The sequence below is a fragment of the Rugamonas violacea genome (genome assembly GCF_016461825.1).
GTDB lineage: Bacteria > Pseudomonadota > Gammaproteobacteria > Burkholderiales > Burkholderiaceae_D > Rugamonas.
In genome coordinates this window covers 308,925-329,783 of the sequence record NZ_JAEMNU010000123.1, presented here as the reverse complement: position 1 = coordinate 329,783, position 20,859 = coordinate 308,925, and the positions used below count along the sequence as shown (strand labels likewise).

Annotated in this window: 16 protein-coding genes and 1 pseudogene; 11 read left to right on the top strand and 6 right to left on the bottom strand. The window is 64.3% G+C overall.

Annotation, left to right across the window (positions count from 1 at the left end; translation table 11 throughout):
* Positions 1 to 128: 128 nt before the first annotated feature.
* The gene (locus H7U20_RS23725; RefSeq protein WP_199761575.1) at positions 129 to 1,520 is read right to left on the bottom strand and encodes a DEAD/DEAH box helicase; all 1,392 of its coding nucleotides are present in this window, start codon (positions 1,518 to 1,520) and stop codon (positions 129 to 131) included.
* A 194-nt stretch (positions 1,521 to 1,714) separates the two neighbouring features.
* The gene (locus tag H7U20_RS23720; protein ID WP_093388450.1) at positions 1,715 to 2,497 is read right to left on the bottom strand and encodes an inositol monophosphatase family protein; all 783 of its coding nucleotides are present in this window, start codon (positions 2,495 to 2,497) and stop codon (positions 1,715 to 1,717) included.
* A 218-nt stretch (positions 2,498 to 2,715) separates the two neighbouring features.
* Between H7U20_RS23720 and H7U20_RS23715 the strand changes: the two genes are divergently transcribed.
* The 7 genes from H7U20_RS23715 to H7U20_RS23685 all read left to right on the top strand — a co-directional run bounded on the left by H7U20_RS23715 (position 2,716) and on the right by H7U20_RS23685 (position 14,074).
* A complete protein-coding gene (locus H7U20_RS23715; RefSeq protein WP_199761574.1) occupies positions 2,716 to 3,498 on the top strand; it encodes an RNA methyltransferase in 783 nt (260 codons plus the stop codon).
* A gap of 372 nt (positions 3,499 to 3,870) precedes the next feature.
* Complete coding sequence (locus H7U20_RS23710) at positions 3,871 to 4,395, top strand: hypothetical protein (RefSeq protein ID WP_199761573.1); 525 nt, start codon at positions 3,871 to 3,873, stop codon at positions 4,393 to 4,395.
* A gap of 150 nt (positions 4,396 to 4,545) precedes the next feature.
* A complete protein-coding gene (locus tag H7U20_RS23705) occupies positions 4,546 to 6,228 on the top strand; it encodes a GMC family oxidoreductase (RefSeq protein WP_199761572.1) in 1,683 nt (560 codons plus the stop codon).
* Positions 6,229 to 6,403: 175 nt separating this feature from the next.
* Positions 6,404 to 7,378, top strand: coding sequence for a lipase family alpha/beta hydrolase (locus H7U20_RS23700; RefSeq protein WP_199761571.1), 975 nt, complete (start codon positions 6,404 to 6,406; stop codon positions 7,376 to 7,378).
* A 150-nt stretch (positions 7,379 to 7,528) separates the two neighbouring features.
* A complete protein-coding gene (locus H7U20_RS23695) occupies positions 7,529 to 8,593 on the top strand; it encodes a PAS domain-containing sensor histidine kinase (RefSeq protein ID WP_199761570.1) in 1,065 nt (354 codons plus the stop codon).
* Positions 8,594 to 8,673: 80 nt separating this feature from the next.
* Positions 8,674 to 12,297 (top strand): EAL domain-containing protein, encoded by a 3,624-nt coding sequence (locus H7U20_RS23690; protein WP_199761569.1) that lies wholly within the window; start codon positions 8,674 to 8,676, stop codon positions 12,295 to 12,297.
* Between the two features lie 292 nt (positions 12,298 to 12,589).
* Positions 12,590 to 14,074: a serine hydrolase domain-containing protein gene (locus H7U20_RS23685; RefSeq protein ID WP_199761568.1), complete on the top strand. Its 1,485-nt coding sequence runs from the start codon at positions 12,590 to 12,592 to the stop codon at positions 14,072 to 14,074.
* A gap of 117 nt (positions 14,075 to 14,191) precedes the next feature.
* On the opposite strand, the gene H7U20_RS23680 is transcribed toward H7U20_RS23685, so the two are convergent.
* The 4 genes and pseudogenes from H7U20_RS23680 to H7U20_RS30995 all read right to left on the bottom strand — a co-directional run.
* Positions 14,192 to 14,623, bottom strand: a complete 432-nt coding sequence (locus H7U20_RS23680) for a transposase (RefSeq protein ID WP_370593233.1) — start codon at positions 14,621 to 14,623, stop codon at positions 14,192 to 14,194.
* A 79-nt stretch (positions 14,624 to 14,702) separates the two neighbouring features.
* Complete coding sequence (locus H7U20_RS23675) at positions 14,703 to 16,181, bottom strand: M10 family metallopeptidase (RefSeq protein WP_199761567.1); 1,479 nt, start codon at positions 16,179 to 16,181, stop codon at positions 14,703 to 14,705.
* A gap of 786 nt (positions 16,182 to 16,967) precedes the next feature.
* A complete protein-coding gene (locus H7U20_RS23670) occupies positions 16,968 to 17,264 on the bottom strand; it encodes a hypothetical protein (protein ID WP_233411016.1) in 297 nt (98 codons plus the stop codon).
* Between the two features lie 17 nt (positions 17,265 to 17,281).
* Positions 17,282 to 17,401: pseudogene (locus H7U20_RS30995) on the bottom strand (SDR family oxidoreductase); the annotation flags it as partial.
* A 78-nt stretch (positions 17,402 to 17,479) separates the two neighbouring features.
* On the opposite strand from H7U20_RS30995, the gene H7U20_RS30990 reads away from it, so the two are divergent.
* The 4 genes from H7U20_RS30990 (at position 17,480) to H7U20_RS23650 (ending at position 20,779) form a co-directional block, all read left to right on the top strand.
* Positions 17,480 to 18,508 carry a phasin family protein gene (locus tag H7U20_RS30990; protein WP_370593232.1) on the top strand — a complete coding sequence of 343 codons (1,029 nt, stop codon included), beginning with the start codon at positions 17,480 to 17,482 and terminating at the stop codon, positions 18,506 to 18,508.
* A 255-nt stretch (positions 18,509 to 18,763) separates the two neighbouring features.
* Positions 18,764 to 19,429 (top strand): TetR/AcrR family transcriptional regulator, encoded by a 666-nt coding sequence (locus H7U20_RS23660; RefSeq protein ID WP_199761565.1) that lies wholly within the window; start codon positions 18,764 to 18,766, stop codon positions 19,427 to 19,429.
* A 21-nt stretch (positions 19,430 to 19,450) separates the two neighbouring features.
* Positions 19,451 to 20,224 carry a hypothetical protein gene (locus tag H7U20_RS23655; RefSeq protein WP_199761564.1) on the top strand — a complete coding sequence of 258 codons (774 nt, stop codon included), beginning with the start codon at positions 19,451 to 19,453 and terminating at the stop codon, positions 20,222 to 20,224.
* A 9-nt stretch (positions 20,225 to 20,233) separates the two neighbouring features.
* Positions 20,234 to 20,779, top strand: a complete 546-nt coding sequence (locus H7U20_RS23650; protein WP_199761606.1) for an LOG family protein — start codon at positions 20,234 to 20,236, stop codon at positions 20,777 to 20,779.
* The last annotated feature ends 80 nt before the right edge of the window (positions 20,780 to 20,859 follow it).

Below are 20,859 nucleotides of genomic sequence, written 5' to 3'. Positions count from 1 at the left end.
GGACCCGCGGGTCCGACCCCAGTTCGCGCCCTTGGGTTTTGCCGGCGCTCCGTGCATACAAAAAAGCCACCGCGGCCCGGGAGGGCGGCAGTGGCTGATCGACCGACTGGTTTGTTGCTGGCTGCCGCTTAGCGGCCGCGACCGCCGGAGCGGTGTGGCGCCGCCGAGCGTGGCGCGCCGCTGCGGCCACCGCCGCCGCCGCCGGCCGCCGGGCCGCCGTTGCCGCTGGCGCCGCGTGGCTTGGCGCCGCCGCCGGCCGCCTTGACGCGCACCACCGCGCCGCCACCGCCGCCGCCGCCGCTACGGCCGCCGTTGCGATGACCGCCGGTGCCGCTGCGCAGTTGCACCGGCTGGGCGCGCGCGGTCGGGTCCGGCTCGAAGCCAGGGATCACGGCGCGCGGCAGGGTTTGCTTGATCAGCTTCTCGATGTCTTTCAACATGTCGTGTTCGTCGACGCAGACCAGCGACACGGCTTCGCCGGTGGCGCCGGCGCGGCCGGTGCGGCCGATGCGGTGGACGTAGTCCTCAGGAATGTTCGGCAGGTCGTAGTTGACCACGTGCGGCAGTTGGTCGATGTCGATGCCGCGCGCGGCGATGTCGGTGGCGACCAGCACCTGCAGCTTGTTTTCCTTGAATTCGGACAAGGCCTTGGTGCGCGCCGATTGGCTCTTGTTGCCGTGGATGGCCATGGCGCCGATGCCGTCGGCGTTGAGCTGTTCGACCAGCTTGTTGGCGCCGTGCTTGGTGCGGGTGAACACCAGCACCTGGCTCCAGTTGTTCGTCTTGATCAGGAACGACAGCATCGGGTGCTTCTTGTCGCGGTCGACCGGGTGGATCTTCTGCGCGATGACTTCGACGGTCGAGTTGCGGCGCGCCACTTCGATCATCGCCGGCTTGTTCAGCAGGCCGTCGGCCAGGGCCTTGATCTCTTCCGAGAAGGTGGCCGAGAACAGCAGGTTCTGGCGTTTCGGCGGCAGCACCGCGAGCACCTTCTTGATGTCGCGGATGAAGCCCATGTCGAGCATGCGGTCGGCTTCGTCGAGGATCAGGATTTCCACTTTCGACAGGTCGACGGTGCGCTGTTCCATGTGGTCGAGCAGGCGGCCGGGGGTGGCCACCAGGATGTCGACGCCGTGCTTGAGCTGCTTGATCTGCGGGTTGATGCCGACGCCGCCGAAGATCACGGTGGAGTTCAGCTTGGTGTACTTGCCGTAGATGCGCACGCTTTCCTCGACCTGCGCGGCGAGTTCACGCGTCGGGGTCAGGATCAGCGCGCGGATCGGCCGCTGCGAGGTGTTGCCGGTCATCGCCGCGCCGTTGGCGTCGGTCGACAGGCGGTGCAGGATCGGCAGCGTGAAGCCGGCGGTCTTGCCGGTGCCGGTTTGCGCGCCGGCCAGCAGGTCGCCGCCGTTCAGCACGGCCGGAATGGCCTGCATCTGGATCGGGGTCGGCGTGGTGTAGCCGGCTTCAGTGACGGCACGCACGATGGCGTCGGACAAACCGAGTGTGGAAAAGGACATGTTAGCTTTATGTAAAGATCGGCCTGTCGCCACGGATGGCGCCAGTCGCAGGCAATCGGATTGGGGGGAGACAGCGGCTAAGGACTGGTCAGGGGGCCGCAGGCCGGAGTATAACAGCATAGTCCGGCGTTTGTTTCAATGTGGAAACGAAAAAGAGGGCCGCGGCCCTCCTTTTTTGTAACAAAGTCGCCGAATCAGGCGAATTCGCCCAGCAGGCCGACCATCTGGCCGAAGATCTTCGGGCTGGCGGCGATGATGTCGCCCTTGTACAGGTAGTCGGACTCGCCGCTGAACTCGCCGACGATGCCGCCCGATTCCGTCACCATCAAGGCGCCGGCGGCGATGTCCCAAGGTTTCAGGCCCTTCTCGTAGAAGCCGTCGAGGCGGCCGGCGGCGACGTAGGCCAGGTCCAGCGCGGCGCTGCCGGGACGGCGCACGCCGTGGCAACGTTCGGCCATGATGCCGTACATCTTCAGGTATTCGGCCAGCGCGCGCGGGCTGCCGGCCACATAGCCGGTCGACAGCAGGGCGTTGGCGATGCGGTCGAGCTTGGTGACGCGGATGCGTTTGTCGTTCAGGTAGGCGCCGGCGCCCTTGGTGGCGGTGAACAGGTCGTTGCGCACCGGGTCGTAGATGACGGCCTGGGTGATCACGCCGCGCTGCGCCAGGGCGATCGAGATCGAGTACTGTGGGAAGCCGTGCATGAAGTTGGTGGTGCCGTCGAGCGGGTCGATGATCCAGGTGAATTCGGTCTCGTCGTTGGCGTTCTTGGAAGCGCCCGACTCTTCGGCCAGGAAGGCGTGGTCGGGGTAGGCTTTGGACAGCACCTCGATGATGGCCTGTTCGGCGGCCTGGTCGACGTCGGTGACGAAATCGTTGTGTTGTTTCTCGGTCACAGTGACGCGGTCGAGATCGAAGGACGCGCGGTTGATGACGGCGGCGGCGCGGCGGGCGGCTTTGATCGCCGTGTTGAGCATTGGGTGCATGTAAGCTTCCGGTAAAAGAACGCTATCGCCCGCCGGGGCGACAACCGTCCCGGCGGGGCAATAGAGTACAAGAATGAATTAAAGAGCGGTGCGGCGGCGAAAGGTTAAAATCCCGGTTGGCGGCGTCGCCGGGCGAAAAAACCGCCCCGGCCAGCCTGCCGACATCCCCGAATTTTCCGTATCGATACCGCGCAATAGCGCTATTTTAAATGAACCTGCCCGAAATCAACACGTCTCTTTTCACTCGGCTGCGATTTATTCTGGTCCAGACCAGCCGCGCGGGCAATATCGGCGCCGTCGCCCGCGCCATGAAAACCATGGGTTTCAGCGAGCTGGTGCTGGTCTCGCCGCGCTTCGACAACGCCCTCGAGGACGCCGAGGCGGTCGCCTTCGCCAGCGGCGCGCAGGACATCCTGGCCGGCGCCCGCGTCGTCGGCAGCATGGCCGAGGCGCTCGAGGGCGTCAACTTCGCCGCCGCCGTGTCGGCCCGGCTGCGCGAGTTCTCGCCACCGGTGCTGGCGCCGCGCCAGCTGGCCGAGCAGCTCAGCGGCCAGCCCGAGCTGACCGCCGCCTTGATTTTCGGCAACGAACGCTTCGGCCTGCCCAACGAGGTGGTCGAGCAGTGCAACGTGCTGATCAATATCCCGGCCAACCCCGACTATTCCTCGCTGAACCTGGCCCAGGCGGCCCAGGTGCTGGCCTACGAGTGCCGCATGGCGGCGCTGGACGGCCGCCAGGCCGCCTCCGGCGTCGGCTTCCACGGCCACGCCGCCAGCGTCGAGCAGATCGAGGGCATGTACCACCACCTCGAGCAGTCGCTGGTCGAGATCGGCTTCCTCGACGCCGGCAACCCGCGCAAGCTGATGCCGCGCCTGAAACGCCTGTTCGCCCGCGCCCGGCTGGAGACCGAGGAGGTCAACATCCTGCGCGGCATCGCCCGCCAGATGGTGGCGCCGCGGCCGGACGGCAAGGGCGGGCCGGATCAGGGGTGAGGGCGCCAGCGCCGAGTCGGCAACTGCCGCAGGTGTAAATCATGTCGAGCAACCCCACCGGCGTAAATCTAGGGTCAGACCCGCCGGGTCTGACCCTGGCTCTTTGCCTCTGGGGGGAGGTGTTATGTTCCCGGCGCGATCCCTTGACCCTGGTCGGTCGGGCGCGCACGGCTCCGCCGCGCCGGCCTAGATGTTGCCATGGTGTTCCGCCTTGACGCCGCGTCACTGCCGTTCGAGGCTCCGCGCCAACCGTTCTTTTCTTATCCCTGCGTTTACCAGAAGTGACTAGATCTGGCCCTCTATTTTTGCCGCCGGAGAGGCACGGGCTTTAACGTACACTCATTGGATAACAAGACACAACAGGATGGAGACATGCAGACGAAGCGCAGACAATTTTTGAAGCTGGGGCTGATCGGCGCCCTCGGCCTGGCCGCCGGCGGCGCCGTCTACCGCGCCGTGCGCGGACCGGCGCCGCTGGCCCCCTTCGCCCTCGACGGCGACGCCGGCCTGGTGCTGGGCGCGGTGATCCCGGCGCTGCTGGCCGGCGTGCTGCCGGCCGAGCCGGCGGCGCGCGCCGCCGCCGTCGGCCACACCGCCGAGCGGGTCAAGGGCGCCGTCCAGGGCCTGCCGCTGGCGACGCAGAAGGAGGTGCAGGATTTGTTCGGCCTGCTGGCGCTGGCGCCGGCGCGGCGCTTCCTGGCCGGCGTGTCCGGCGCTTGGACCACGGCGACGCCGGCCCAGGTCGACGAGTTCCTGCAAAGCTGGCGCCGGCACCGCCTGGCCACGCTGCAAACGGCCTACCACGCGCTGCACGACCTGGTGCTCGGCGCCTGGTATTCCGATCCGGCCAGCTGGCCGGCGATCGGCTATCCCGGCCCGATCAAGGAACTCAGTTGAGCCGACTGCGCTGAGCTGCGCGCCCGTGCGCAGCGCAACCCACGCGCCGGGAAACTGGCCCGGTCCCTAGAGTACAACCATACAACCGTCGCCGCCGCGCACCGCCGTCCAGGCCGCGCCGCGCCGCCCGCCACCTTATCGGAAGCCGCAATGACCGACAGCATCATCCCTATCAACGCCAGCGCCGCCACTGCCGGCGCCAGCGCCACCGCCGGCGCGGTGATCCCCGACCCGATCCAGGCCGGCCTGGCCGCCGGCTGGCTGGTCACCGACGGCGCCTTGCTGAGCGAGGACCGCAACATCGAGGCCGACGTGGTGGTCATCGGCAGCGGCGCCGGCGGCGGCGTCACGGCCGAGATCCTCGCCCTGGCCGGACTGAAGGTGCTGATCATCGAGGAGGGCGCCCTGAAGTCGTCGAAGGACTTCAAGATGCGCGAGGCCGAGGCCTACCCGGCGCTGTACCAGGAGTCGGCCGCGCGCAAGACGCGCGACAAGGGTATCAACATCCTGCAGGGCCGCACGGTGGGCGGCACCACCACCGTCAACTGGACCTCCAGCTTCCGCACGCCGCCGGCCACGCTGGCCTACTGGCAGCAGCATTTCGGCCTGAAGGACTACAACGAGGCGGCGCTGGCGCCGTGGTTCGGCATGATGGAGCAGCGCCTGCACATCAGTCCTTGGGCGGTGCCGCCGAACGAGAACAACGACCTGCTGCGGCGCGGCGCGGCCAAGCTGGGCGTGTCGACGGCGGTCATCCCGCGCAACGTCAACGGCTGCTGGAACCTGGGCTACTGCGGCATGGGCTGTCCGACCAACGCCAAGCAGTCGATGCTGGTGACCACCATCCCCTCGGCGCTGACGCATGGCGCCAGCCTGCTGACGCGGGTGCGCGCCGAGCGCTTCGTCATGCGGGGCGAGCGCATCGAGCGGCTGGAGTGTGTCGCCCTCGACGCGGCCGGCCTGAGCACCACCGGCCGCCGCGTCACGGTGCGCGCCAAGCACTTCGTGCTGGCCGGCGGCGCCATCAACTCGCCGGCCCTGCTGCTGCGCTCCAACGCCCCCGATCCGCACGGCTTGCTGGGCAAGCGCACCTTCCTGCATCCGACCATCATCTCGGCCGGCCTGTTCGAGCAGCGCGTCGACGGCTACGCCGGCGCGCCGCAGTCGATCTATTCCGACCACTTCCTCCACAGCGGCCCGGTCGACGGGCCGATCGGCTACAAGCTGGAGGCGCCGCCGCTGCACCCGCTGCTGCTGTCGACGACGATGGCCGGCTTCGGCGCCGGGCACGCCGCGATGATGGCGCAGTTCCCCCACATCCACGCCTTGCTGGCGCTGCTGCGCGACGGCTTCCACCGCGACGCGCCGGGCGGCAGCGTGGCCCTCGACAGCCGTGGCGCGCCGGTGCTCGACTATCCGATCAGCGATTTCATCTGGGACGGCGTGCGCCGCTCCATGCTGTCGATGGCCGAGATCCAGTTCGCCGCCGGCGCCAAGACGGTGACCCCGGTGCACGAGTCGGCCGGCCAGTACAGCACCTGGGCGGCGGCCAGCAAGGGCATCAACGCGCTGCCGTTCAAGACCCTGGCGACGCGGGTGGTGTCGGCCCACGTGATGGGCGGCTGCACCATGTCGGACGACCCGCGTCTCGGCGTGGTCGGCGCCGACGGCCGCTACCACGGCGTGGCCAACCTGTCGGTGCACGACGGCTCGCTGTTCCCCACCTCGATCGGCGCCAATCCGCAACTGTCGATCTTCGGCGTCACCGCGCGCCTGGCCAGCCGGCTGGCCGAACAGATGACGGGGCGGCCGGCGCCGCGCCCGCAGGCCTGAGCATGCGCGCCGCCGCGCCGGCCGGCACGTCCGCCAGCACCGCCGTGCCGCACCCGGGCTGGCCGGCGGAATTGGGCAGGTCAGCGGAACCGGGCAGGTTAGCTGAACCGGACCGGGCGGCGGAACCGGGCAGGTCGGCGGCGCCGGGGCGGTCGGCGCGGCGGGGCCGGGCGCCATGATTCGCCGCCTGCTGCTGCTGTTGCTGGCGTTGCAGATGCTGGCCGCGTTGGCGCTGGCCTGGGCGCTGTGGCGCGGCGCACTGTGGCATCCGGCGGCGGCGCTGGCGGCCGGCGCCGGCGCGGTGCTGGCGCTGCGGCTGGCCGTCAACCTGAACAACTTCCGTCTGAGCCGGCGCTGGCGCAGCACCGTGCCGGCCGAGTTTGAACTCGGCGCGGCCGCCGCGCTCGGCCTGTGCTGGCGCGAGTTCGGCGCCAGCCTGCGCAGCTCGTCCTGGGACATGCTGCTGCCGTCGCCACTGTGGCTGGCGCCGGCCGGACCGGGCGACGCGGCATCGGCCGCATCGGCGGCTTCGGCGGCATCGGCCGCGCCGCCGGTGCTGCTGCTGCACGGCTACGCCTGCAACGGCGGCTACTGGCGCGCGTTGAGCCGCGAGCTGCGCCGCGCCGGCATCAGCCACTACGCGCTGGACCTGGCGCCGCCCGGCGCCGCCATCGACGATTTCGTGCCCCAGGTGCGCGCCGGCGTCGCCCGCCTGTGCGCGGCGACCGGGGCGCCGCAGGTGATCCTGCTCGGCCACAGCATGGGCGGCCTGGTGGCGCGGAGCTATCTGCGCGCCGACGGCGCGGCCCGCGTGGCGCGCCTGATCACCCTCGGCAGTCCGCACCACGGCACCGCGCTGGCCAGCCTCGGCCCCGGCGCCAACGCCGCGCAGATGCGGCGCGGCGGCGCCTGGCTGGCGGAGCTGGCGCGCGCCGAGGCCGGCGCCGTCACCTCGATCTTTTCCCACCACGACAACATCGTCGCGCCGCAGGACTCGGCCAGCCTGGCCGGCGCGCGCCAGCTGGCCTTCGGCGGCGTCGGCCACGTCGCGCTGGGCTCCGACCCTAGCATTGTGCAATGCGTGCTGGCCGAAATCGCCGCCTGCGCGCCGCCGCGCGGGGCGATGGACGGCGCCGGCCGGCTTCGGTAGACTATTTTTTCATCCAAGCAAGGTCCGGCTGTTGTTTTGCGGTCGGGCGAAGGGGGCCTTGGTGAGTTTTTGTGAGAATATCGGGCTTATGTTGCTGTATGGTTATTCGTGCGCCGTCCTTGTCTGCGGCGCCCTCATACAAGGTCCACGATGGCAATCGATTTCGGCAGCCTGATCCTGAAAGAGACGCCCGACGCCGTCATCCTGACGACGCCGGGTGGCGAGGTGCTGTGCTGGAGTCCGGGCGCGGTGGCGGTGTTCGGCTATGACGCCGACGAGGCGGTGGGGCGCCAGCTCGACGACCTGATCGTGCCGCCCGGCCATGGCGCCGAGGACGACGCCGTGCGCGGCCGCGCCCTGGTCGACGGCAGCGCCAGCTACGAGACCATGCGCCGCGCCAAGGACGGCGCCCTGGTCTACGTCGACGGTTCGGCCAAGGCGATCCGCGACGCCGCCGGCGCCGCCGAGTACATCCTGTGGAGCAAGAAGGACGTCACCCAGTTGAAGGTGCTGCGCGACGCCCAGCTGCTCGAGGCGCGCTACGGCGGCCTGCTCGAGTCGACGCCGGACGCCATCGTCATGGTCAACGGCGGCGGCCGCGTGGTGATGCGCCTGCCCGGTCCGCTCAACGAGCCGCAGGACAAACAGCTGCGCACCATCCAGGCCAGCGCGCGCCACCTGCTGTCGCTGATCAACGACCTGCTCGACCTGACCCGCATCGAGTCCGGCAAGATCGAGCTGCACTTCGAACAACCGCAGTGCCGCGCCCTGGTCGAGGAGCTGCTGCAAAGCTTCCAGCCGCTGGCGCGCGACAAGGGCCTGCGGCTGGCGTCGTTCTGCGCCACCCCCGACGACATCGTCCTGCTCAGCGACCGCCGCGCGCTGCAGCAGATTTTGATCGACCTGGTCAACAACGCCGTCAAGTTCACCGAGCGCGGCGAGGTCGCCGTGCGGCTCAGCGTGGCCCAAGTCGAGCAGCGCGAGTGCGTCACCTTCAGCGTCAGCGACACCGGCGTGGGCATCGCCGCCGAGCACCGCGACAAGTTGTTCCATGCCTTCACCCAGCTCGACGCCGGCAGCGCCCGGCAGTACGAGGGCAGCGGCCTGGGCCTGCACCTGAGCCAGAAGCTGGCCGGCCTGTTGCACGGCCAGATACTGTTCGACGGCCGGGCCGGCGAAGGCAGCACCTTCACGCTGGCCCTGCCGCTCGACTAGCCGGCACAATATGGGCGGCCGCCGCCGCGAGGGCGGGACGGCAGTCCCGCAAAGCACTATGATTAACCTGGAGCGCTAACGTGGCAGCCCGCATTCTTATCATCGAAGACAACCCCACCAACATGGAGCTGATGGTGTATCTGCTGCGCGCCTTCGGCTACGTCCCGCTGCAGGCCCACGACGGCGAAGAGGGCGTGGCGGTGGCCGGCCGCGAGCTGCCCGAGCTGATCATCTGCGACGTCCACCTGCCCAAGCTGGACGGCTACGGCGTGGTCGCCGCCCTCAAGGCCGACCCCGCGCTGGCCCACATTCCGGCGCTGGCGGTGACCGCGCTGGCCATGGTCGGCGACCGCGAGCGCCTGCTGGCGGCCGGCTTCGACGGCTACATCGGCAAGCCGATCGAGCCGGACTCCTTCGTCACCCAGATCGAGGCCTTCCTGCCCGGCACCCTGGCGACGCCGCCCAAGGCCGACGTGGCCACCATCCTGATCGTCGACGACCACGTGCTCAACCGCGAGTTCCTGATGACCCTGCTCGGCTACGGCGGCCACCGCCTGCTGGAGGCGGCCAACGGCGCCGAGGGCTTGAAAATGGTCCACGCCGAGCGGCCCGACCTGGTCATCTCCGACATCCTGATGCCCAACATGGACGGCTACGAGTTCGTCACCCGCATGCACAGCGACCCGGCCACGGCCGAGGTGCCGATCATCTTCTACACCGCCACCTACCGCGAGCGCGAGGCGATGGCCGTGGCGCAGGCCTGCGGCGTGCGCTGGGTGCTGCCCAAACCGTCCGACCCCGACGTCATCCTGCGCACCGTGCACGAGGCGCTCGGCCTGGCCGCCGAGCCGGAGCTGCTGCCCGGCTTCGCGCCCGACCCGCCGTCCGAGGGCCGCTTCCACGGCATCGACAACAAGGTCGCCGAATACCTCGGCGAGCTCGAATCGAGCAGCCAGTTGATCACCCAGCTGGCCAACCACCAGGACGGCGACGCGCCCCAGCCGGAGAACCTGTCGCTGATGACGGAGCGGCTGTCGCGCTCGCTGTCGAGCCTGCAGGCGGTCAGCCTGCGCCTGACCGCGCTGATCGAGCTGGGCATCGAGTTGGGCGCCGAGCGCGACCCGCTGGCGCTGATCGAGATCGGCTGCCGCGTGGCGCAGAACATCTGCGTCTCCAAGTACGCCTGCATCGGCGTGCTCGAACTGGGCGCCGGCGAATTGAACTACTTCGCCTCCTGCGGCATCGGCCAGCAGGCCCGCCAGATCGCCGCCACGCCGCGCGCCGGCATCCTCGGCAAGCTGCTGGAACACCGCCAGCCCTGCCGCATCAACGACCTGGGCGGCGACCCGCAGGAGATCGGCCTGCCGGCCGGCCATCCGCCGGTGCACTCCTTCCTCGGCGTGCCGATCGCCTCGCGCGAGCGCACCCACGGCTGGCTCTACCTGGTCGACAAGCTGGGCGCCGACGAGTTTTCCGAAGTCGACGAGCGGGTCGCCGCCACCGTCGCCGCGCAGATCTCGGTGGCCTACGAGAACCTGCTGCTGTACGAGGAGATCAAGCGCCACCACGCCCAGCTGACCCTGGACATGAACGCCCGCATCCGCCTCGACGAGGACCTGCGCCGCTTCCGCCTGGCGATGGACGCCACCGCCGACGCCATCTTCCTGGTCGACCGCGCCGGCATGTGCTTCGTCGACGTCAACGTCACCGCCTGCCGCATGCTCGGCTACGAGCGCGAGGACTTCCTCAAGGTCGGCCCCAACAAGGCGGTCGACGGCGACCTGAACCGCCTGGAGGACCTGTACGACAAGCTGCTGTCGGGCGACCAGAGCGGCGCCATGGCCGAGCTGCTGTTGCAGCGCAAGGACGGCAGCCCGCTGTCGGTCGAGGTGCAGCGCCGCACGCTGCGCTCGGGGCAGAGCTGGATCCTGGTGGCGGTGGCGCGCGACATCACCGAGCGCAAGGAGGCCGAGCAGCGCCTGCTCAAGCTGGCCCACTTCGACACCCTGACCGGGCTGCCCAACCGCAGCCAGTTCTACGACTCGCTGAGCCACTCGCTGGGCCAGGCGGCCGAGCACAAATGGGCGCTGGCCGTGCTGTTCCTCGACGTCGACCGCTTCAAGAACGTCAACGACACGCTCGGCCACACCATCGGCGACGAGCTGCTGCGCCAGTTCTCCAGCCGGCTGGTCGACTGCCTGCGGGTGCGCGACACCATCGGCCGCTTCGGCGGCGACGAATTCGCCGCCATCCTGATGCTGCCCGAGGGGGCGCAGAACGCCATCGCCGTGGTCGACAAGATCCGCGACGCCATGCGCAAGCCCTTCGACCTGAAAGGCCACGAGGTGACGGTGACGGCCAGCATCGGCATCTCCGTGTTCCCCGACGACGGCCTCGACCCGGACACCCTGATCCAGTACGCCGACACGGCGATGTACCGCGCCAAGGAGGCCGGCCGCGACGCCTTCCGCTTCTTCACCGCCGAGATGAACGCCCAGTCGCTGGCCCGCCTCGATTTGGAGAACGCGCTGCGGCGGGCCATCGACAACGAGGAGTTCGTGCTGTTCTTCCAGCCCAAGGTGCACATCGGCAGCGGCCGCATCAGCGGCGCCGAGGCGCTGATCCGTTGGAAGCGGCCCGGCCACGGCATGGTCTCGCCGGCCCTGTTCATCCCCATCCTGGAAGAGACCGGCCTGATCGTGCGGGTCGGCACCTGGGTGCTGCACGAGGCCTGCCGCAAGATCAGCCAGTGGGGCAAGTCCGGCACCGGCGCGGTGCACCTGTCGGTCAACGTCTCGGGCATCCAGTTCTTCGTCGGCGGTTTGGAGGAGGAGGTGATGCGCGCCATCACCGAGCACGCCATCGCCCCCGAGCTGCTCGAACTGGAGCTGACCGAAAGCTCGCTGATGTCGAACGCCGAGGAGACCATCACGGTGCTGCAGAACCTGAAGGCGCTGGGCATCCAGATCTCGATCGACGACTTCGGCACCGGCTATTCCAGCCTGGCCTACCTGAAGCGCTTCCCGATCGACAAGCTGAAGATCGACATCGCCTTCGTGCGCGAGGTCACCAGCAACCCGGACGACGCCGCCATCGTCCTGGCCATCATCAACATGGCGCACAGCATGAAGCTCGAAGTGATCGCCGAGGGCGTCGAGAAGGAGGCCCAACTGGCCTACCTGCGCCGCCACGGCTGCGACGAGATGCAGGGCTACTACTTCAGCCGTCCGCTGCCCGAGGAGGAGTTCGAAGCCATGCTGCGCGAGGGCCGCTATTTGCAGGCGCCGGTCGACGAGGCCGAGCCGGGCCAGCAAACCCTGCTCATCGTCGACGACGACGCCTTCATGCTCGACGTGCTGACCGACTTCCTGGCGCAGGACGGCTACCGCATCCTGACCGCGCAGACCGCCGCCGAGGGCTTCGACGTGCTGGCGCGGCACCGCGTCCAGGTGATCCTGTGCGACCAGTGCATGCCGCTGATGAGCGGCACCGAGTTCATGGAGCGGGTCAAGAATCTGGCGCCGGACACCTTCCGCATCATGCTGTCGGCCTACGCCGACCTGACGCCGATCATGGCCGCCATCAACCACGGCGCCATCGACCGCTTCTACACCAAGCCGTGGAAGGGCGCCGTGCTGCGCGAGAACATCCGCGAGGGCTTCCGCCTGCACACCCTGCTGCACGGGCCGCGCCTGGTGGAGTAGCGGCTTGGGCCGCCCTTACTCCACCTGATGCGGCCATGATTGCTGACCCGGCTATTCATCGAAACGCGGCGGGTGGGCAAATTGGGATAAGCATGTTGGTCGATCGGGAAACCGGCGTGCCCAGATTTCTGGGCACTACCGAGCCTGTCGAAAACTATGTCGCCGCGTTCGAGGCCGAGAAGGCGCTTGGCTTGGTCCGGGTGGCATAGCTAATGAACAATCTTATCGCTTGCATCTTAATGGTAATTTTTTCATAATTGGCAAAGGATAACTTGCATCGAAGGAAAATTGAATGGCCATTCCCCATGTCGCCGCAATACGGAGTAACAATTCGGCCGTTCTTGCTCGTTTTCCCCCCTTCTTTCAACAGCTCGCCATCGTCATTGCCGCTACCGCGCCGTTTGCCGCCGCCCATGCGGAAGATGCCGACATTGCTCATATCGAGCACAACTTGCGTCCTCCGGTGGCAATTGAAGGCCGGCCCGTGCCGGCGAATACGCTTGCCGAGTCGATGCGCCGCCTGCACGTGCCCGGCGTGAGCGTGGCGGTGATTCGCGACGGCAAGGTCGCCTGGGCCAGAGGATATGGCGTCGCCTATGCTGGCGGCCCGGCGGTCACGCCGGACACCTTGTTCCAAGCCGCTTCGATCAGCAAGCCGGTGACCGCATTGGCGGCGCTGCGCATGGCGGAGACTGGGGAGTTGTCGCTCGACGCCGATATCAATGCCGCGATGACCAACTGGAAGCTGCCGCCCGGTCCCAGCGGCGCCACCGCCTCCTTGCGCCAATTGCTGTCGCACACGGCTGGCACCACGGCGCATGGCTTTGCCGGCTATGCACATGGCGCCGCCGTGCCGACCCTGCTCCAGGTGCTCGACGGCGTCAAGCCTGCAAATTCCGAGCCGGTACGCATCGACATCGCGCCGGGCAGCATCGAACGCTATTCCGGCGGCGGTTATCTGCTGGTGCAACAGGCGCTGGTCGATCGCAGCGGCAAGCCGTTCGCCGAGCTGTTGGCCAGCAGCGTGCTCACGCCGCTCGGCATGGACAATAGCACCTTCGTCCAGCCCTTGCCGACGGCGTTGGCGGCGCGTGCGGCCCAGCCGCACGACGCGAAGGGCGCGCCGTATGCCGGCGGCGCCTACACCTATCCCGAACAGGCTGCCGCAGGTTTGTGGACCACGCCGAGCGACCTCGCCAGGTTCGCCATTGGTGTGCAGCGCAGCGTCGCCGGCCAGGGCATCTTGTCGCCCGAGATGGCGCGCACGATGCTGCAGCCGGTGAAGGGCGAGCATGGTCTAGGCCCCGAAGTCGAGGGCGAAGGCGCAAGCCGGGCTTTTGGCCACGGCGGTGTCAATACCGGCTTCCAAAATTCGCTGTACGCCTTCACCGAACATGGCGACGGCGCGGTGGTGATGACGAATGGCGACAACGGCTTTGAACTGGCCCGTGGCCTCATGCGCGCCATCGCCGCTGAATACGGATGGCCCGCCAACCAGACCGTGATGCGCACCGCGCAGGCGCTGCCGGCGGCGCAGCGCAAGGCGCTTGAGGGACGCTACCGGATCGTCGGCGCCGGCGACTTCGAGATCCGGCAACAAAAAGGCCAGCTGATGTTTTCCGCACACGGCGCTGCCTTCGAGCCGTTGTATGCCGCATCGCCGACTGTGCTGTTCGTGCTGTCGCGGGAGCTTGAGCTGCACCTGACCCGGGCAGGCCGCCCGCGTGGACGGCTCGTGTCCGGGGCGTTCGATCAGCCGTACAAACGCGTGAAGTAAGAAGACCGCGAGCGGCTTGTCGTAACTTGAAGCAGCCACTTCTTATCTGAGATTATCGGTGAGTAGTCAGGTGTTATCCCCGTTGTTTACTAACTTTCTAGAAAGTAAAGTAAGCACTCATATGGCGTAGCGGCATTCCTGTTGCTGCAAGAACGATTTGACCATCGTCGGCAATTTCTGAATACGGCGCAAGGCGCCGAGGGCGAGTCTTTTCATTCCGTCTTTGTCTTGCACGAATTGCTTGCTGACTTGGCGCTTCACGTAGGCCCAGACCTGCTTGTCGGGATTGAGGTACGGCGAGTATGGCGGCAGGTAGAACAGTTTGAGTGCGCCGTCGAGGCTGTCGACGTATTGCTTCACGAGCTTGGCCTTATGAATGGAGTGGACATCGACGACGAACACAGGCTTGCATGCACCCACCAGCAGGCGCTTGAGCAACTCCTGGAACACGGCCACATCCACGGTGCTTTCATTGATCGATTGTTGGCGCATGACTTGGAGCGCATGGTGGTCCAGTTTGCGGCCGTCAGAAGTTCGTATACATTTCATGCCGTTATTATATTGAAAACTTACTTTACTTTGCAGAAAGTTAGTATCGGCTCGACTCACGGTGACGAGAGAATTCAGTTTATCCAAGCCAAGGATAAAGGTTATCTGTCAAAAAAGCGTAAACTACGGAATCCAACCGTTCAAATTCTTCCAAGGTGGCGACGTCCTTAAACGAAACGTAGCTTTCAAGGCTTTGCATGTCCCAGGTTGCGCCGCTCTCAAACTGGATTGAGTCTTGTGAATAGTTCCAATAGATCTGCCAGTTTGGATTGGGATTTTGAAGGACGTCCTCTGGACGATATATCCACGGCACAAGTAAGGTATCGCCAGTGTTTATTATTTGGATGTACGGTAAATGATATGTATAATCTGGACCGGGAGTTTGGGGATCATTCGTATCATACCTCTCGACAACGAGCTTGATATCGCTTGGCTGCAAGCCTTTGAGATAAATGTCGATGTTGCTTGGTAACGTTGGATCGTCGAAAATACCATCATGACCTGAACCTCGACTAAATACGTACTGCGTATTACCGTCTCTTTGGTGATTTATTAACACATCATTGCCGGCGCCTCCCTCCAATATGTCGTTGGTACCTTCCGATACCAAAATATCATCGCCATCCATCCCGTATAACTTGTTATTCCCTGCACCGCCCTGAAGAGTATTTGAAATTACATTTCCGATTAAATCGTCGTTACCGCTTCCACCTTGAGCATTTTCAATTAGGGGCCGAGACTGATTCTCTGTGGGAAGGTGGCTGACCAACGACATCGCGACATTCTCGATCCCACCGATTGAGCTAAAATGACCGGGCTGAAGATCTATGACGACGCGCTGTGTAAAAGCGTGCGTATCGATCTTGTCAACGCCACCACCGTCCCAAATGGTGAAAATCCCTGGCGAGGTCGAAAACGTGTAGACAGTGTCGTCGGCACGCGTGGCGTAATTTACCCCGTACATTTCTTGAAGCGAGGCGATATCAAACTGCTGTAGCCCAACCGGGTAAGCACCTGCGCCGTTGGGGGCCAAGTTATACGACATGATCGTATATTTCATATTGTCGAACTGCGGGGCCAAGTTGGGAAGATTCGGCACAGAATTCGATGGGGGATAAACATTGCCGTGTTCCAAACCAACTGCATGTCCAATCTCATGAATGAGAACGAGATGCTCGTGGCTGCCGGGTGCAGCAGGCGTAGTGAAATCGAGTCCAAGCCATATGTCGCCCCCCACAGAGGATCCGTCAGGTAAGAACGCTGATGCCGGAGCGTTCGCGGGCTGTTCGTAGCTTCCGATTGCAATCCCGCCTGTACCGGTTACCTGCGTGAAGGTAAGCCCGGAAACATCCGAAAAGTAAACTGGCCGAAGCACGTTGCCACCGACAGCAGGATGTAATATTGCACTGATCTCGGCTTGCATTGCAGCAGACACCGGCGCAAATGTCGCTGCAAAGTCTGGATTGTTATTATAAGTAGGTAGGACTGATGTCATGAAGCTGAAAGTCACGTTTGAAGTAGTCCACTTTTTACCTGAGATTATCGGTGAGTAGTCCATGCATTATCCCCCTTTGTTTAACCGTTTTCTCAATTTGCACCCCAGTGTCGTTGGAAATCCTTGCTGTACCACTAAGGCGACGTTATACGCAGTAGCAAATCTCCGCATGCTACCTTGCAGCTGACCATGTGTTGCACTGTAAAATGCATCGGACATGCCGAGCCAAATTGCGACGTCAATATCGTTGAGGATCTCACAATCTACGCCGTCCACGGTCCAAAACCGATGCTGTCCCGGAGCAGGAAGGCCTCCTCCGATGACGGCGGCTAAGCGAAAGTCGCCCCTTCGCGCAGCAGCACTAGCCTCGTTTACTGGATTCAGACGACTAAGTACAGCTAATAATGCCAGGCGATCTGTTTCGTCGTTTGATCCGCAGTGCTGTTCGAACTTGGCCCGGTCGGCGGAATTAGCGAGGATGGAGTAGTCGTTGCAGCCAGCGCGCGCAGCTGGCGCAGTTGTGGACGTAGGAACTGTGCACATTCCAATGCATCCATTGAGCAACACAAGACTCAAAAGAAGGAAAAGCGTCCTATTCCATGTATTTAGCACCCAAGGCCTCGCTATTTGAAAGTATATTTTCTTGAAAGCAATAAATCGATTATCAAAGTTGAATTTTTATAATTATTTATATTTTTAATATACCATAAAACATCATTTCGTATAGCGCAAAGTTAAGAATAAAATAACTACTTAACCGCAAGGGAGTAGGTTTTCCTCAGTTGTAAAATTGTCTTGGTAGCACTGAATGGGATGTGCTGAGTTAGCTACTACAGTCGCGCTGCTCGATCAGAAGTGGACGCCGCGCAGCTGTTGCTGCATGGCGATCTGCTCCGAGCCCATCTGCGGTGCCTTCTTGCCGCCGCCTTGCGCCGTGTCCGAGTCGGGGAACATGTGCAACGAGGTGTTGAGGACGATCTGCGCCACTCGTGGCAGTAGCGCGTGCAGCACTTGGCCGCACACGCCGATCCGGGTGCCGATGCGCAGCGGCTTGAGGGCGATGGCGCAGTCGCGGTTGTGGAAGCGGGTTTGCGACTGCGCAGGTCGCCAAAAACGGGGATGGCGCGGGTCTTGCTGACACCCCAAAAGTCGAGCGGGGCAGGTATTTTTTCGCGACTGCTTTCACGCGTGAGGAAATACACTACACTGCCTTTGCGCGCCAATAATTTCTTGACCAAACGCTTGCCGATGAAGCCGATCGCACCGGTAACAAAATACTGCATCCTTGTTTCTGCTTTTGTGTTTTGGTAATTCGCCGCTGAGTCTTTGCAGGCGCGCCGGAGATTGGCAAGGCCTCCATTTTGCCTACGCCGCGATTAGAACGGCCGCTTTATCGCATTAGAATCCCATCTCTATTTTTGCTATCTAAAATGCAATTATGCACATCCGATTCAATTGAAAAAAACACGGGAGCACACATGGTAAAGAAACTGAAAACACTGGCAAAAGACAATGACAAACAGTTGGCTGGCGCCGTACGCAGCTCCGCGCAGCAGATTTGGCAGGCCGGCCTGGGCGCCTTCGCCAAGGCGCAGGAGGAGGGCGGCCGCGTGTTCTCGAAACTGGTCAAGGAAGGCACCGATTTGCAGAAGCGCACGCGCAGCATCGCCGAAGAAAAAGTCGCCGACGTGCGCGAGACCGTCAGCGGCCTGGCCGACGACGTTGGCAGCAAGGCGGCCGGCTCGTGGGACAAGCTGGAGCAAGTGTTCGAGGACCGCGTCGCGCGCGCCCTGGGCTCGATCGGCGTGCCGACCCAAAAGGATATTCAGGCGCTGACCAAGCGCGTCGAACAATTGAGCAAAACCGTCGCCGAGCTGTCCGGCAAAAAGCTGCCGGTGGTGAAAGAGGCGGCGAAGGCTGCGCCGACAGCCGCCAAGGCCGCGCCGAAGGTTGCGAGCAAAACTGCCGCCAAGGCCGCACCGAAGGCCGCCGCCAAACCTGTCGCCAAGACCAAGGCCAAGGCCGCCGCCAAGCCGGCGGCCAAAACCGCCGCGAAGCCAGCCGCCAAACCAGCTGTCAAAGCCCCCGCCAAACCAGCTGTCAAAGCTGCAGCCAAGCCGGCCGCAAAACCAGTAGCCAAGCCGACCGCAAAACCGGCAGCCAAGTCAGCCGCAAACGCAGCAACCAAGCCGGCCGCTAAACCAGCAACCAAACCGACCGCAAAAGCAGCCGCCAAGCCGACCGCCAAGCCGGCCGCCAAGATCGCCGCCAAGCCGGCGATCAGCTTCCCGACCGCCGCCTCCGTGACGGCCGCTGCCGCCGCCAAGAAGCCGGCCGCCAAGACCAGCAGCGTCAACGACAGCGACAAACCCATCACTCCGTCGGCCTGATTGTCGCGTTACCGTTTCCCCTTGGTTTTCACCCTTGGCCTGTGCACGGGCAGGGTCCAAGGGGAACCGGGCAAGTAGTCGTCTTGGTTCGACCGGGCTGGGCGCCGCCGCGCAAGGCTCCGGCCCAATTAGAGGGCGGCCTCGATGATCTTGAACCTTATTTAAAAGTCGCCCATCGCATTTAAGCGCCCATCTGTTTCTAAGATCGCGGTATCGGTGTTATGCTTGCAGGAGAATAAAGAGAGATCTCCTGCTATGCTACAAAAAGCTCCCCGCCGCACCCGCGAACGCATTCTGGAATTATCCCTGCGCTTGTTTAACGAATTCGGCGAGCCGAATATCACCACCACGGTGATCGCCGAAGAGATGAATATCTCGCCCGGGAATCTGTATTATCACTTCCGCAATAAAGACGATATCGTCAATTCGATCTTCATCCAGTTCGAGGCGGAGATCGAGCGCATCCTGACCGTGCCGGACGGCCGCCGTTCGAACATCGAGGACGTCTGGCTGTACCTGCACCTGATGTTCGAGCTGATTTGGCGCTACCGCTTCTTCTACCGCGACCTGAACGATCTGCTGTCGCGCAATCGCAAGCTGGAACTTCACTTCAAGCAGATCCTGGCGCACAAGATCAAGGTCGCCAAGCAGTTGTGCGAGGACTTGCGCAGCGAGAAATCGCTGGACGCCTCCGACGCCGCGATCGACGCCATGGCCACCAACATGGTGGTAGTGGCGACCTACTGGCTGTCCTACGAATATGTGCGCAACCCGCGTAAATACACCGAGCAGCAATCGATGGCCGACGCCTTGGCGCGCGGCTGCTACCAGGTGCTGTCGCAGATCGGACCGTATTTGCGCGGCGAAACCCATACCTTGTTCCAGAAATTGACCGAAGAGTATTTGAAAAAGCTCAAGTAAAAACCTCTACGGAAAGCAAATATGGCATGGAGTAAATTTCCGCATCCTGAAGCGGCCTATGTGCACACGCCGGCCAGCCTGAAGACGGCCTGGGCCCGGCTGCATGTGGGGGATGCGGAACCTTTCCCGAGCGACCCGGCGCTGGTGCCGGCCTGGATCGCTTTCCATGCCGGCGACTTCGAGCAGGCCGCCAAGCTGGGTCTGGATGTCGGCGTTGCCGGCTACTCGGTGGCGCACAAGGCCACCTGCATTTACGCCTCGTATCTGGAAAAGAGTGAAAAGAAGCGCATCGCCACCTACGAGGAGGTGGCCGAACGCTGCGAGCGCCAGCAACTGGAACAGCCCGGCAACGCCGCCGGCTTCTACTGGCATGCCTACGCACTGGGCCGCTACGCCCAAGGCATCTCGGTGGTCAAGGCGCTGGCCCAGGGCATAGGCGCCAAGGTCCGGCACAGCCTCGACGGCGCGCTGAAGCTGGCGCCCAAGCACGCCGACGCGCACATCGCGCTGGGCATCTACCACAGCGAGATCATCGACAAAGTCGGCGCCATGATCGGCGGCCTGACCTACGGCGTCAAAAAGGAAGAGGGCTTCAAGCACTTCAAGACGGCGCTGGAATTGAATCCGGACTCGGCCATCGCGCGCACTGAATACGCCAATGCGCTGGTGATGTTGGACGGGAAAAAGAAGATGGCCGAGGCGCTGGCCTTGTACCAACAGGCGGCCGCCTGCGACGCGCGCGACGCCATGGAGCGCCTTGACGTCGAAGCGGCCAAAGAAAAACTTGAGGATTAGTGCATGGTGATTAAATCGATTTGTGTGTATTGCGGCGCCAACCCCGGCGTCAGCCCGGTCTACGCGGAGGCGGCGCGCACGCTGGCGCGCGCCTTGGTGGACGAGAACATCGCCCTGGTCTACGGCGGCGGCAATGTCGGCCTGATGGGCATCATCGCCGACGAGGTGCTGCGCCTGGGCGGCGACGTCAGCGGCGTGATCCCCACCGCGCTGGTCGAGCGCGAGGTCGGCCACACCGGCCTGACGCGCCAGTTCATCGTCAAGGACATGCATGAGCGCAAGGCCATGATGGCCCAGCTGGCCGATGGCTTCATCGCCATGCCGGGCGGCATGGGCACCTTGGAGGAGCTGTTCGAGATGCTGACCTGGTCGCAGTTGGGCATCCACGCCAAGCCGGTCGGCCTGCTCAACGTCGAGGGATTTTACGACAACCTGGTCGGTTTTATCGACCATGCCAGGGATCAAGGTTTCATCCGCCCGCAGCACGCCGCGCTGATGATGGTGGAGTCGGCGGCCGGGCCGCTGCTGCAGCGGATGAAAACGCACAAGGCATAAGGGCAGCTCCAACATTCCCGTCGTTCCCGCGTCGGCGGGAACCCATGCGGCGCCATCCAGGATGCAAGGTATGGGTTCCC